This window comes from Streptomyces sp. NPDC048566 (assembly GCF_043199735.1).
In the GTDB taxonomy this organism is placed as follows: domain Bacteria; phylum Actinomycetota; class Actinomycetes; order Streptomycetales; family Streptomycetaceae; genus Streptomyces.
Genome location: NZ_JBICWL010000003.1, coordinates 205868 through 219228 on the forward strand (window position 1 = coordinate 205868; position 13361 = coordinate 219228).

Genomic DNA, 13361 nt, shown 5'->3' on the forward strand with positions numbered 1-13361 from the left:
CCGGGGGGGGGGGGGGGGGGGGGGGGGGGGGGGGGGGGGCGCGGGGGGGGGGGGGGGGGGGGGGGGGGGGGGGGGGGGGCCCCCCCCCCCCCACGCCGACGTCACGCCACCCCGGCCGCGGCGGGCGCCGGTCGAGCACCGTTCGGCGTGGGGGAGTCCGGTGGCCCGTCCGGGGGCGCGGACGCCGAGGGGGCCGGCGGGGCCGACTCCCACCTCGGCTCCGGACGGCCGTCCCCGGCCGGTTCCCCCTCGCGGGCCGGGCGCCGGAAGGCCGACGTGCCCCGGGACAGGTCGTGGCCGATCGCCACCGCGTCGAGGTCCGCCGACGTCCAGCTCTGTCCGTCGCGGGTCTCGGTGCGCACCTTCAGCCTGCCCTGCACGATGACGGGATCGCCCACCGACACCGAGGCCCCCACGTTCGTCGCGAGCACCCGGTTCGCCCACACCGTGAAGAAGTTGGTGTGCCCGTCCGTCCACCCGCTCTTGTCGCGGTCCCAGTACCGCGAGGTCACCGCCAGCCGGAACCGCGCCGACGCCCCGTTCGCCGACTCCCGGTAGACGGGCCGTGTCGCCACGTTCCCCACCGCGCACACCATCGTCTCGTTCATCGCGAATCCCTCCCGTGCGAATGCGTCCGTCGCGGCGACCGCATGGGCTGCGGTCGCCGCGACATCAGACTGCCCTCGCCCGGCCGGGCCCGCCGGAGACTGTGGAGCACCGGCCCGATGGGGAAAAACCCGTCACCCGACCGGGCTACCCGCCCTCGCCACGCCCATCACCCGGCCGTACTGCTCCCGCACCTCGCGATAGCGCAGCAGCTCCGCCGCGACCGGATCGAGGACCCGCGCCCGGCCGCACCCCGCCGCCGCCTCGCGCAACCTGCGTTCCGCCTCCAGGCCGTAGCGGCGGGCTGGCCCGCGGGCGGCCATGCGACTGCTCCACTCGACGGCCGGCCCGCCGACGATCCCGCACACCATCAGCAGCACCGGAACCCCGAGATTCGGCACGGCCACCCCGACGATCTGCGCCACCAGCCACAGCCCGCCGACGACCTGGACGAGCGTCATCGCGGCCTGCGCGAGCACCGCCACCGGCCACCAGCCGGGCCGCGGCGGCCGGCCCACCGGGGCCGCCGCCCGCGCCGCCATGTCGTCCAGGGCCTCCGGGAGCCCCTGCACGCCCCGCACGGCCGCCTCGCGCACCGCCTGGCCCCACGGCACGGGCAGCCCGTACGCCGCCCGGTCCGCGACGGTCCGGACCGCCTGTTCCACCCGCTGGCGGGCGGTGGCCTCCTCGTCCGCCGGGGCGCGCACGGGCAGCCGTCCGGTCGGGGGCTCGCACCGGTCCTGGTACCAGCGCCACAGGCGCAGCCACGGAGTGCCGCAGGCGCGGTTGGCGTTGCGGCGCCAGGCCCGCTCCGCGGCCTCACCCGCCGCGACGGCGCCCACCGCGTCCGCGAGGCGGTCGGCGAACTCGTCGCGCGCCTCCTCGCTGAGCCCGGCCTGCCTGCCGGTCGCGTAGACCGGGCGCAGCCGGGCCGCGGCGGCGTCGACATCGGCCGCGATGCGCCGGGCCGCCGCGCCGCGTTCCGCCACGAACTGGCCCAGGCACTCGCGCAGTTCGCCGATCCCGTCGCCGGTGAGCGCGGACAGGGCGAGCACCGTGGCACCCGGTTCGCCGTACTCGCCGAGCGCGATGCCGTCCTCGTCGAGCAGCCTGCGCAGATCGTCGAGCACCTGGTCGGCGGCCTCACCGGGCAGCCGGTCCACCTGGTTGAGGACGACGAAGGTGACTTCCGCGTGCCCGGCCAGCGGGCGCAGGTAGCGCTCGTGCAGGACGGCGTCCGCGTACTTCTCCGGGTCGACCACCCAGATGACGGCGTCGACCAGGGCGAGGACCCGGTCCACCTGCTCGCGGTGCCGGACCGCCGCGGAGTCGTGGTCGGGCAGGTCCACCAGCACCAGACCGCGCAGCTGTGCCTCCGCCTCCGCGCTCTGCAACGGTCGCCTGCGCAGCCTGCCGGGGATGCCGAGCCGGTCGATGAGGGTGGCCGCCCCGTCGCTCCAGCTGCACGCGATGGGGGCCGAGGTGGTCGGCCTGCGGACCCCGGTCTCCGAGATGGCCACGCCCGCGAGGGCGTTGAAGAGCTGCGACTTGCCGCTGCCCGTGGCGCCGGCGATGGCGACGACGGTGTGCTCCCCGGACAACTTCCGGCGTGCCGCCGCCTCGTCGAGGACACGGCCCGCCTCGGCGAGCGTCCTGCTGTCGAGCCGGGCGCGGGAGAGGCCCACCAGCTCGCGGAGGGCGTCCAGGCGCGAGCGCAGCGGACCGTCGTAGGCGAGGGGCGCCGGGGCCGCGGGGGAGGAGGCGCGCGGCTCCGATGCCGGAGTCTGGTGGCGGGCGGGTGCCGACTCGTTCACGCGCCGGGCGATGAGACCGTCGTCCCAGACCGGGCCGTCCTCCGCCCGGTCGGCGGGGTCGCCCGTTCGGGGCGTGTCCGCCGGGTCCGGGTCGTCCGTCCGGGTGGCACCGGCTCCACCACCGGCGGCGGCCTTCCGTGTGCCGCCCGGCGCGCCGGTGCCGCCGGCCGGCGCGGTGGCGCCGGTCGAGCGGGTGCCCTCGCGCGCCTCCGGGGCGGTTCCCTCGCGGTCGGCCGGGGGAGCGTCGGCCGTGTCGTGCGTGCGGGGCCGCGCGGCGTCCGTAGCGGTCGCTTTCGCGTTCCGCGCGACCTCGCCGCCCGGGTCGCGCCGGCCGGCCCCGCCGCCCGTCAGGCCTCCCCGCGGGTACCCGGCCTCCGCCGCGTCGGCGCGTTCGGAGCCGGAGCCCGATCCGGAGCCGCGGCCGGAGCCCTCCTCCCGCGCGGAGGGGGCACCCGACGTCCGGGCGGTGGCGTTCCCGGGCGCCACCGCGTCCCTGGTCCCGCCTCCAGAGCCGGCGAGGGTCGTGGAGCGGTCCCCGGAGTGTGTGCCGCGCGCGTCGCCCTCCCCGGCTCCGGTCTCTCCTCGCCGGATCTCCTCGGAAGGCGTCACCCCGTCATGAGCCCCGCCGTCACGGGCCTCGCCGTCGCGGGGTCCCCCGTCACGGGCATCCCCCGTACGGGCCCCCGAGGCGGACTGCGCCTCCCGGGGCCCCGCCTCCGGACGGTCGTCGCCGGGCCGGTCCTGTTCCCGGCGGTCGTCGCCGGAGGGCTCGTCTCCGGGACGGTCGGCGTGATCCGTGTGGTCAGTGACGGCAGTCACGGCGGTCACCTCTCCTTCTGCAGTACGGACAGCGCGGCGATGAGTTCGGCCTGGGGTTCCGGGTGGACGTCGAGCGCGTCGAGGGGGCCCAGCCGACGCTCCCGCTCGGTGTGCAGGGCCCTGTCGACGAGGTCGGTCAGCAGCCGGCCGCCCTTGTCGCGCAGCCGCAGCGCGCCGTGCGCCCCGATCCGCTCGGCGAGCCCCTCGCCCGCGGTGCGCGCCCTGCGCCCCCCGAGGAGGGCGGTCGCGACGAGGACGGCCACCACCGAGGGGTCCGGGGCGACGCTCCGTTCGAGATCGCGCACCTCCTCCTCGGCGTACTCCTCCAGGACGCGCCGCCAGCGGCGGACCGACATCCCGATGCGGTGCTCGGCGCTCTCCACGGTGGGATCACGGTCCGTCAGCCCGGCCCCGTCCGCCGCGGGTTCGCGGCGCCACGCCTCGTCCACCCGCTCGTCGGCGGCCGTCACCGAGCAGAGCAGGAGCGCCGACAGGCTCTCCACGAGGGCGTCCAGCAGTTCGTCCGCCGTGCAGTCGAGGGGATACGCCCGCCAGCGCTTGAGCGCGTCACCGGAGAGCACGGCACCGGCCTGCAAACGGCCCTTCACGCGCGCGTGCTCGCTGTCGTAGGCCCCGTCGACGGCCGCCGTGAGCCGGGTCGCCGCGGCGTACTGGGCCGCCGCCGCGCTCGCCAGCTCCGGCATCCGCGACTTCATGGAGTCCAGAACGCCGTAGGCGGTGCGGGCCATGGCGTCCTGCCGGGACCCCGGGTCCTGCACGTGGTGTGTGAGCCAGGTGCGCAGCGGGGCCACCGCCGTCGCGGGCAGCAGGCCACCGCCCCAGGCGGACTCGGGGAGTTCGGGCACGGTGAAGCGCGGTACGTCGCCGAGCCCCGCCTTGGTGAGCAGCGCCCCGTACTGCCGGGAGACCTCGGACACCACCTGGTGCGGCACCCGGTCGAGCACGGTCACCAGCGTGGCCTTGTGCTCCTTGGCGGTGCGGAGCAGGTGCCAGGGCACGGCGTCGGCGTAGCGGGCCGCCGTCGTGACCATCACCCAGATGTCGGCCGCGCAGATGAGCTCGGCCGCCAGCACGCGGTTCTCGGCCACCAGGGAGTCGACGTCCGGGGCGTCCAGGAGGGCGAGGCCCTTGGGCAGGGTGTCGGCGGTCTCGATGCGCAGGACCTGCTCGCCGCGGTCACCGAGCCCGGGAACCTCGTCGCCCGGCTCCTGATGAGGCACCCACACGCGCGTGAGCCGCGGCAGAACGCGCATCCCGCTGAACCAGTGGTGGTCCTCGGGATGGCACACCAGTACCGGTGTACGGGTCGTCGGGCGCAGGACGCCCGCCTCGCTGACCCGGCGCCCCACCAGGGAGTTGACCAGCGTCGACTTGCCGGCTCCGGTGGACCCCCCGATGACGGCGAGAAGCGGCGCTTCGGGTTCCCGCAGCCGGGGCACCAGATAGTCGTCGAGTTGGGCGAGCAGTTCGTCGCGATTGGCACGCGCGCGTGGAGCCCCCGCCAGGGGCAGCGGGAAGCGTGCGGCGGCGACACGATCGCGCAGGGCGGAAAGTGCGTCGAGCAGCTGAGGCCGTACGTCCAAGGTCACCACATGTGAAGAATGCCCAATTTTGGTGGCTTTCTGAAGCATATGGGTACTCCTGCGCGCCGACCGGACACTCGGGGCGGAAGGGATGACTGGGGCGCAGGCATAACGAGTGCACAACACCCGTCGCGCGAGGCGTCAAAATCGGTGCACGATTCGTACCTGCCTGCGATTATCGGGACCGCTTCACTGAACCTCCACATCGAGCCACGGAGGTGAAGCGCGGGGGGCAGGGACGCGGGAGCCCTATTCTTGTCCCCGGCAAGGTCAGGGATCGGTCCGCACTCGGACGCCAGGACTCCGGCCGACACAAACCGGCCCCCGTAGCTCAGTGGATAGAGCAGGCGCCTTCTAAGCGCTTGGCCGCAGGTTCGAGTCCTGCCGGGGGCGCCAGTCTCCGCCCTCCCTCTGGGGAGGGCTTTTCGTTGGCCGGAGTGCGCCTCGCGTGCCGTGGCGGCGCTCCGGGGGCCTTCCCGGTCATCGTGAGGCCGAGTCGACGAGACGCGGAGCGTGGGACTGCCGCGCGCGTCGCGCCGTGCTCCGCGCACCACGGGACCGGCGAGAACGCGGACCGCCGCCCCGCGGGGCGGCGACATCGGGCGCAGCTCCTCGTCCTCGACGCACTGCCGGGGAATGGGTGAGGGCTGCCCGGCGCGGTGCCGGTGTCGCTCTCGGCGCGCCTTCGGATCGCGCCGGTTCGACATCAGCAAGGGGACCCTTCCGTGACCGCACGTATCGACCGGCATGGGCTGCCGACAGGGCCTGAGGCCGAGCGGTTCGCCGAACGACTTCACAAGCACCCCGGCAGGAAGGTCGATCGGCTTGAGGAGTCCGCGTCCACCATCGACTCGGCCTTCAACACGTCCGTCCTGCACCTACGGGCCCGCTGTGTCGTCGACCCTCGGGCGGCGGCAGTGGAAACGTGGGAGGCCGTGGTCACGGCGATGCGCATGGGTTCTGCACTGTTTGCTGTGACCGGAGTGAGCGAGGGCACCGTCAAGGGCCGTATCGACCGCAAGGTGCGCAACGTGCCTGCTGCCGGTGCCCTTTCCACTGCTGATGCGGGCACCTGGCTGCGGGCGTTCTGGCTGGCCGTCATCTGCCGTGAGCAGGACCGGATGGCGCAGTTGTGCGAGATCCCGCTGGACCGGTTGCGGGCGCCGGAAGGGCAGTACGACGAGTACATCTACCAGTGGGTCGACGCTCTGCAGACGTACTGGCTGCGGCGTCCCGACTGGCAGGCGGCGCTCGTGGAGAAGCTCACCGCCACGTTGGAGAGGTCCGACCCCGCTGTGGCGAGTATCGCCCCTCGGGACCTGCTGGTTGGCATCCTCTATCCGCCGATCAACCTCTTCTACCACGTCGTCCGCAGGGACGAGGAGGGCTTCAGTCCCGCCCTGGTAGAGGCGCTGAAGCTGCACACGGCGTACTGGACCTTGAACGAGGAGCGGGCAGCGGACATTGACGGCGCTGTCGCCCTCGGGCCCTTGGCCATCGCCTGCCGTGCCTACGACGGCGGCATCCCTATCGAGGTCGAGTCCGACTACCTGCCGAAACACCTGCTCCAGCGTGCCTGGCTCGGCGAGTTCCCCACCTGAGCAGGGCACTGCCCGCCCTCGACCTCGCCCCCACCCGGATCGGCCCCACCACATCGACACAGGCGGCTGACCGCAGGTCCCGCCGGGTGTCGCCCGCCCCTCGCAGGGCGGGACGACCACGGCGATCCGGGATGGGAGGCGGCCGGGCCGCCGGGCCCGTCGTATGTTCCGTGCGGTGTGCGTCACCTGAGGGTGTGCGAGGTCCTGCCCGACGCCGCGTCGATCTCGTCGTGTGCCTTGGTCAGCAACTGCATGGCGAGTTCGTTCAGCGCGCGTCCGCCCGCGACCTCCTCGCCCACCCGGGGCTGGTTGGCGTCCGACGGGTGGCGGCTGGCGTACCCGTGTGCGCGCAGCTCGCTGCCGTCGGGGAGCCGCAGCAGGGCGGCGGCCCGCGTCCGGTGCTCGTCCTCCTCGAACTCCATCTCCACGTGCCAGCCCACCGTGGTGCGTGGCCGGTCCTGCGTCTGTGTCATCGCGATCACCTCCGGAGCCGCGTCCCCCACAGGCCCCCTGCCGGACCCTCTCCTCCCAGTGTCCTCCGGGTGCCCGGCCCGCACGAGGCGAGCGCCCCGAGGGGTTTCGACACCTCGTCCCGAGAGGCTTCTCCACCTCGTCAAGCCCCGGGCGCGCCCCCCCGGCTCCACCGCGGGGCGGCTCCCGGCTCCGGCGGAGGAAGCGCCGGCACCGGTACGCAGAGGGCGCGGTTTTGGCCCGGTTGTACGCTCCGGTTCGAGAGAGGGGGGATCTCCATGGTGCACCTGGCGCGACCGGACGCACGCCTGCGGACCCGCCTTCGGGACTACCTCCTGCTGAGCGCATGGTTCGGCCTCGTGGCCGTCGCGGCACACGAGTGGGCCCCGGAGACGTGGAGGCAGGCGATCGAAACGGTGATCGCCTTGTTCGCAGGGTGGGTCGCCCTGCTTGAGCTGCGCGCGTGGAAGCACCGGCGCCGAACCGGGTGAGGGCCCGAGCCGTGAGTGCTTGGCAGTACAGCGGAGGACAGCGTTGAGGAGTCGTGGCCTCACGGAGCCGTGATCGCGACGAGCCGAGCGCCGGCATCCCGGCGGTGCTGCCTTCGCCACTGGCCGCACTGCGAGCGCGCCGCCCCCCGCCCGGTGACCATCGCGGAGCCGAGTGTGGCGAGTGATCCTACGGCGGCGCCGAGCAATGCGGTGAGTCCAGCATCCGTGGTCTCATTCTGCCTACCGTGGAACCGAGTTGGACCGGCCTGGGCAAGGCGGTGCCTGGCACGGTCATGCTCTGATCATGGATGAGTCCACGTGGCCGGCCGGTCCCGGAGTGCCGACGGGGGAAGCAGTTCGGCAGAACTGGACGGCAACCCTCGCGGCGCTGCCTGAGGGCGCCCGTATCCGGGGAGAGGTCATCGGCCGTCAGGGGTTCGGTGTCTTCATCCGGATGCACGGGATGCCCGACGCAGTGGGGCCGGCCGAGGTCGGCGGCATGCCGCATGATCCGGAGCTGCCCGCCATGGGTGCGGCGGTGGCAGGCGTGGTCATCCGGCATGCAGATCACAACCACCCAGTGGAGATCACGCTGGATGGGTGGGGCCGGTCCGAGTGATCGCGCCGGGCCGTCCCGGAGTCGTGCGAGGGCGCTCGGCGGTGACCCGCGGTGACAGCCGGTGACCGATCCGGTGCGCGCGAGGGCGGCGAAGCGCGAGGTCACGGCCACCCGACGGAACGGGTTTCCCCCGAGGGGTGGCCGTCAGGCAAGATGGGGTGTATCTGCCCACTGCCGATTTCAAGCGTCCGGACGGTTTCTCTTGGCTGAGTTCATTTACACCATGCGCAAGGCGCGCAAGGCGCACGGCGACAAGGTGATCCTCGACGACGTCACCTTGAGCTTCCTGCCCGGTGCGAAGATCGGTGTGGTCGGACCGAACGGTGCCGGCAAGTCCACCGTCCTCAAGATCATGGCGGGCCTCGAACAGCCCTCCAACGGTGACGCGTTCCTGTCGCCCGGCTACAGCGTGGGCATGCTGCTCCAGGAGCCGCCGCTCGACGAGTCCAAGACCGTGCTGGAGAACGTCCAGGACGGCGCCGCCGAGATCATGGGCAAGCTCAAGCGCTTCAACGAGGTCGCCGAGCTGATGGCGACCGACTACTCGGACGCCCTGATGGACGAGATGGGCAAGCTCCAGGAAGACCTCGACCACGCCAACGCGTGGGACCTGGACACCCAGCTGGAGCAGGCCATGGACGCCCTGGGCTGCCCGCCCGGCGACTGGCCCGTCACCAACCTCTCCGGTGGTGAGCGCCGCCGCGTCGCGCTCTGCAAGCTGCTCCTCGAAGCCCCCGACCTGCTGCTCCTCGACGAGCCCACCAACCACCTGGACGCCGAGTCCGTGCAGTGGCTGGAGCAGCACCTCGCGAAGTACCCCGGCACCGTCGTCGCCGTGACCCACGACCGCTACTTCCTGGACAACGTCGCCCAGTGGATCCTGGAGCTCGACCGCGGCCGGGCGATCCCGTACGAGGGCAACTACTCCACGTACCTGGACAACAAGGCCGCCCGCCTCAAGATCGAGGGCCAGAAGGACGCCAAGCGCGCCAAGCGGCTCAAGGAGGAGCTCGACTGGGTGCGGTCCAACGCCAAGGGGCGTCAGGCCAAGTCCAAGGCGCGACTCGCGCGCTACGAGGAGATGGCGGCCGAGGCCGACAAGATGCGGAAGCTGGACTTCGAGGAGATCCAGATCCCGCCGGGCCCGCGGCTGGGCTCGATCGTCGTCGAGGTCGCCAACCTCTCGAAGGCCTTCGGCGACAAGGTCCTCATCGACGACCTGAGCTTCACCCTCCCGCGCAACGGCATCGTCGGCGTGATCGGCCCGAACGGCGCCGGCAAGACCACGCTGTTCAAGATGATCCAGGGACTGGAGACGCCGGACGCGGGCTCCATCAAGGTCGGCGACACGGTCAAGATCTCCTACGTCGACCAGAGCCGCGAGAACATCGACCCCAAGAAGACGCTGTGGGCCGTCGTCTCCGACGAGCTGGACTACATCAACGTCGGCCAGGTCGAGATGCCCTCCCGCGCCTACGTGTCCGCCTTCGGCTTCAAGGGCCCCGACCAGCAGAAGCCGGCCGGCGTCCTGTCCGGCGGTGAGCGCAACCGCCTCAACCTGGCGCTCACCCTCAAGCAGGGCGGCAACCTGCTGCTCCTCGACGAGCCGACGAACGACCTCGACGTCGAGACGCTGTCCTCCCTGGAGAACGCGCTGCTGGAGTTCCCCGGCGCGGCCGTGGTCGTCTCCCACGACCGCTGGTTCCTGGACCGGGTCGCCACCCACATCCTCGCCTACGAGGGCGAGTCCAAGTGGTTCTGGTTCGAGGGCAACTTCGAGTCCTACGAGAAGAACAAGATCGAGCGCCTCGGTGCGGAGGCGGCCCGCCCGCACCGCGCCACCTACAAGAAGCTCACCCGGGGCTGATCGGTCTTGCGCCACATCTACCGCTGCCCCCTGCGCTGGGCGGACATGGACGCGTACGGCCACGTCAACAACGTGGTGTTCCTCCGCTATCTGGAGGAGGCCCGTATCGACTTCCTGTTCCGCCCGGAGAAGGACTTCCAGCAGGGCTCCGTGGTGGCGCGGCACGAGATCGACTACAAGCGGCAGCTGGTCCACCGGCACACGCCGGTGGACGTCGAGCTGTGGGTGACGCAGATCCGGGCGGCGTCCTTCACGATCTCCTACGAGGTCAAGGACCCGGACCAGATCTACGTCACGGCGTCCACGGTCATCGTGCCGTTCGACTTCGAGCGGCAGCGCCCGCGGCGGATCACCGCCGACGAGCGCGATTTCCTGGAGTCCTACCGGGACGACGAGGACGAGGCCGTCGCGGCATGACCGTCCTGCACCTCGCCGACGCGGGGGAGGCGGCCGACCTCGGCGCCTTCCTCGCCCGGCTGGTCCACTACGACCGTGCCGCCGCCGTGCGCCTCCAGGCCCACGGCACCACCCTCGCGGTGTTCGGCCGGCCTCCGTCGTTCGAGGTCCTCGCGATCCGCACCGCGCGGCTGGCCAAGCCCTACGAGCACGGCCTCGACATGCGGCTCGACGCCACCGTCTCCGCGGGCGAACTCCTGGAGTCCGTCGACGAGTCGGCGGCCACGGTCGCCGTGCCCGGCGCCGTCACCGGCCCGCCCTGGGCCGGCGTCCTCCCGCCGCGCGGCGGCTGGCGTCCGGAGCCGGGGCTGCCCGCCCTCGACGCCGTGCGCGGCGTCGTCGCCGGAGTGGTCGCCGAGTTCCGCTCCCGCACGCAGGAGTTGGAGCCCGAGCGGCGCACCCGTGCCGAACTCGACCGGATCGGGCGGGAGATCTGGTCCCGGCCGGTCGGTGACAGCGTGCTGCCCGTCAGGGCCGCGCACGCCGCCCAGTCGCTGGGCTTCCTGCGTCCCTCGCCCGCCCGCGGACCGGCGGCCCCCGGCGACGCGGGTGTCCCGCGGTCCACCGGCCCGGACCGGCCGGACGAGCGCCGGCTCGACCCCGCCGGCGAAGGGGAACTGGGGCTCTACTCGTCGGGGGCGTGGCTGCGGCTGCGGACGCCGTTCGGCTCGATCGCCGTGCGCAGGGCGGGACGTGGCGCGCTGGACGTCAGCGTCCGCTGAGGCCGCTCGATCCGTCCGCTCGGTGGCCGACGGCCCGGGGCCGGGAGAACCGCGCCGCGGCGGACCCGCCGGCCCCGGCATCGCAGTCACCACCGGTCGGCCGGACGCACCCCGAGGCGGACCGGCGAGCCCGGGCGTGCGGGTCACCACCGGTCCGCCGGCCGGACGCACCCCGGGAGGGACCGGACGCGTGCCTTCGCGGATCGTCGACGCGCGCCTTCGCCGTCCGGACGAACCCCTTTGACGACTGGACGCACGCCGTCCACGTCCGGACGCCCTCCGCCACCGGCCGTGGCCCGCGGCGATGGTGACCACCGTTCTCCGGGCCGTGCTCCGCGGACATCGGATGCTGCTCTGGTCGGCTCCGCCGGTGGTCCCCGCGGGGGCGTTCGCGCCCTTCGCCCGCGCGCGGTGCCGTGGCACCCGCCCGCTTGCGGGCCGTCCCCGCCCCGCCCCGCCCTGCCCGTGACGGGCCGAACGCGCGGACGTCGTCCGTCACCGGCGGTGGCCCGCGGCGACCGCGACCCCGGTTCGCCGCGCCCTGCTCCGCGGAACCTCGGCGCCGCTGCTCCGGCCGCCCCCGCCGGTGGTCCCTGCGCGGGCGTCCGCGGCCCTCGACGGTCCGTGCGCGGTTGTCGTGGCACCCCGCCGCCTGCGGGCGGCCTCCGCCCCGCTCGGGACCGGGGGGCGAGCCGCGCGGGTGCGGGGCCGGCGCGCAGGGCTCGCCGGCCGGGGGCGCCCGCCCCACCGAGCGGAACCCGCCGCGTCGCCGGACGGGGCCGGGAGCGTCGCCGTCGGTGAGCGCCGGTCAGCCCGCGGTGTTCACCATCGAGGCCGCCGCGTAGGTCAGGTAGTTCCACAGCGTGCGCTCGTGCTCCTCGGAGAGGCCGAGCTCGTCCACGGCGACCCGCATGTGCCGCAGCCAGGCGTCGTGTGCGGCCTGGTCCACGGTGAAGGGCGCGTGCCGCATCCGCAGCCGGGGGTGCCCCCGGTTCTCGCTGTACGTCGTCGGGCCGCCCCAGTACTGGATCAGGAACAGCGTGAGGCGCTCCTCGGCCGGGCCCAGGTCCTCCTCCGGGTACATGGGTTTCAGCAGCGCGTCCCCGGCGACCCCCTCGTAGAAACGGTGCACGAGCCGACGGAAGGTCTGCTCGCCGCCGACCTGCTCGTAGAAGGTCTGCTCCTGCAACGTGCCGCGCCGAATCTCATTCACGCCCCCCATGCTCTCAGACGGGGTGACCCGGGACCCAGGGCCGAGGGACTCTCCCGGCGGCTCGCTCCGGCGGCCGGATGGCAGGACAGTGGAGGTATGCAGGCGGACGCGTCCGGGAGCGGACCGGAGGACCTCGCCGACCGGGCGCGGGCGGCTCTCGTGCGCGAGATCGAGCGGAGCGGCGCCTTCGCCGGCGACCCGGTGTGGCGGGAGGCGTTCGCGGCGGTTCCGCGGCACCTGTTCGTGCCGTCCTACTACGTGGGGGTCGCCGGCGGCTTCGAGCGGGTGTGGAGCGAGGACCCGGACCCGAGGGGCCGCGAGAGGTGGCTGCGCGGCGCGTACGCGGACGCGCCGCTCGCGACCCGGGTGCGCGACGGCGAGCTGGTCTCCTCCAGCAGCCAGCCGTCCCTGATGGCGGTGATGCTGGTCGAGCTGGCCGTCCGCGAGGGCCACCGGGTCCTGGAGATCGGTGCCGGCACCGGCTACAACGCGGCTCTGCTGGCCCACCGGCTGGGCGATTCCCGGGTGACGACCGTCGACCTCGACGCGGAGATCACCGAGGCCGCCCGCGCTCACCTGGCCCGGGCCGGACACCACCCGGCCGTCGTCACCGGCGACGGCGCCCTCGGGGTGCCCGAACGAGCCCCCTACGATCGGATCATCGCCACCTGCACGCTCCCCACCGTGCCGCCCGGCTGGCTGCGCCAGTGCACGCCCGGCGCCCGCATCCTCGCCCCGCTGGCCACCGGTCTGATCGCCCTGCGGGTGCACGACCCCGGACGGGCCGAGGGGAACTTCCTGCACACGTCCGCCTACTTCGTGCCGCTGCGCGGTGCCACTCCGCCCGGCCCGGAGGCGGACCGGCTCGACGGGCTGCCGCGGCGGGCCAGGGGGCAGGATCTGTTCCGGTTCCTGCTGGCCCTGACGGCCGGCCGGCTCGACCCGCACGCGGCATACGCGCTGTGGGAGGAGGAGGGGCGGCCCGAGCGCGAGCGGTACGGGGTCACGGTCGGCGACGGGTCCGTCCGCGCCTGGCTGGACGATCCGCGGGGGCCGCACGTCTGGCCGCTGAGCTGAG

Annotated in this window: 11 protein-coding genes and 1 tRNA gene; 7 read left to right on the plus strand and 5 right to left on the minus strand. The window is 73.7% G+C overall.

Going from position 1 to position 13361, the window contains the following annotated elements; translation table 11 throughout:
* Nucleotides 1–101: 101 nt before the first annotated feature.
* From ACGFS9_RS07800 to ACGFS9_RS07810, 3 genes are all read right to left on the minus strand, one after another.
* Complete coding sequence (locus tag ACGFS9_RS07800) at nucleotides 102–608, minus strand: single-stranded DNA-binding protein (protein ID WP_393251452.1); 507 nt, start codon at nucleotides 606–608, stop codon at nucleotides 102–104.
* Nucleotides 609–740: 132 nt separating this feature from the next.
* Nucleotides 741–3248, minus strand: coding sequence for a GTPase (locus ACGFS9_RS07805; protein ID WP_393251453.1), 2508 nt, complete (start codon nucleotides 3246–3248; stop codon nucleotides 741–743).
* Nucleotides 3245–4852: a dynamin family protein gene (locus tag ACGFS9_RS07810; RefSeq protein WP_393251454.1), complete on the minus strand. Its 1608-nt coding sequence runs from the start codon at nucleotides 4850–4852 to the stop codon at nucleotides 3245–3247. Before ACGFS9_RS07810 ends, ACGFS9_RS07805 begins: the two co-directional genes overlap by 4 nt.
* A 311-nt stretch (nucleotides 4853–5163) precedes the next feature.
* Between ACGFS9_RS07810 and ACGFS9_RS07815 the strand changes: the two genes are divergently transcribed.
* Nucleotides 5164–5239 (plus strand) — tRNA-Arg (locus ACGFS9_RS07815).
* Between the two features lie 329 nt (nucleotides 5240–5568).
* Nucleotides 5569–6444 (plus strand): immunity 49 family protein, encoded by an 876-nt coding sequence (locus ACGFS9_RS07820; protein WP_393251455.1) that lies wholly within the window; start codon nucleotides 5569–5571, stop codon nucleotides 6442–6444.
* 182 nt (nucleotides 6445–6626) lie between these two features.
* Here ACGFS9_RS07820 and ACGFS9_RS07825 read toward each other — a convergent pair whose 3' ends face one another.
* Entirely contained in the window at nucleotides 6627–6917 is a 291-nt protein-coding gene (locus tag ACGFS9_RS07825; protein ID WP_393251456.1) for a DUF1876 domain-containing protein, read from the minus strand.
* Nucleotides 6918–7710: 793 nt separating this feature from the next.
* Between ACGFS9_RS07825 and ACGFS9_RS07830 the strand changes: the two genes are divergently transcribed.
* From ACGFS9_RS07830 to ACGFS9_RS07845, 4 genes are all read left to right on the plus strand, one after another.
* Nucleotides 7711–8025 (plus strand): hypothetical protein, encoded by a 315-nt coding sequence (locus tag ACGFS9_RS07830; protein WP_393251457.1) that lies wholly within the window; start codon nucleotides 7711–7713, stop codon nucleotides 8023–8025.
* Nucleotides 8026–8227: 202 nt separating this feature from the next.
* A complete protein-coding gene (ettA, locus tag ACGFS9_RS07835; protein WP_393251458.1) occupies nucleotides 8228–9892 on the plus strand; it encodes an energy-dependent translational throttle protein EttA in 1665 nt (554 codons plus the stop codon).
* A 6-nt stretch (nucleotides 9893–9898) separates the two neighbouring features.
* Entirely contained in the window at nucleotides 9899–10309 is a 411-nt protein-coding gene (locus ACGFS9_RS07840) for an acyl-CoA thioesterase (RefSeq protein ID WP_393251459.1), read from the plus strand.
* A complete protein-coding gene (locus ACGFS9_RS07845) occupies nucleotides 10306–11070 on the plus strand; it encodes a hypothetical protein (protein WP_393251460.1) in 765 nt (254 codons plus the stop codon). The genes ACGFS9_RS07840 and ACGFS9_RS07845 overlap by 4 nt, the downstream gene beginning before the upstream one ends.
* Nucleotides 11071–11878: 808 nt before the next feature.
* On the opposite strand, the gene ACGFS9_RS07850 is transcribed toward ACGFS9_RS07845, so the two are convergent.
* Entirely contained in the window at nucleotides 11879–12292 is a 414-nt protein-coding gene (locus ACGFS9_RS07850) for a globin (protein ID WP_393251461.1), read from the minus strand.
* A gap of 87 nt (nucleotides 12293–12379) precedes the next feature.
* Here ACGFS9_RS07850 and ACGFS9_RS07855 point away from each other — a divergent pair, with 87 nt between their 5' ends.
* Nucleotides 12380–13360, plus strand: coding sequence for a methyltransferase domain-containing protein (locus ACGFS9_RS07855; RefSeq protein ID WP_393251462.1), 981 nt, complete (start codon nucleotides 12380–12382; stop codon nucleotides 13358–13360).
* Nucleotide 13361 lies beyond the last annotated feature (1 nt).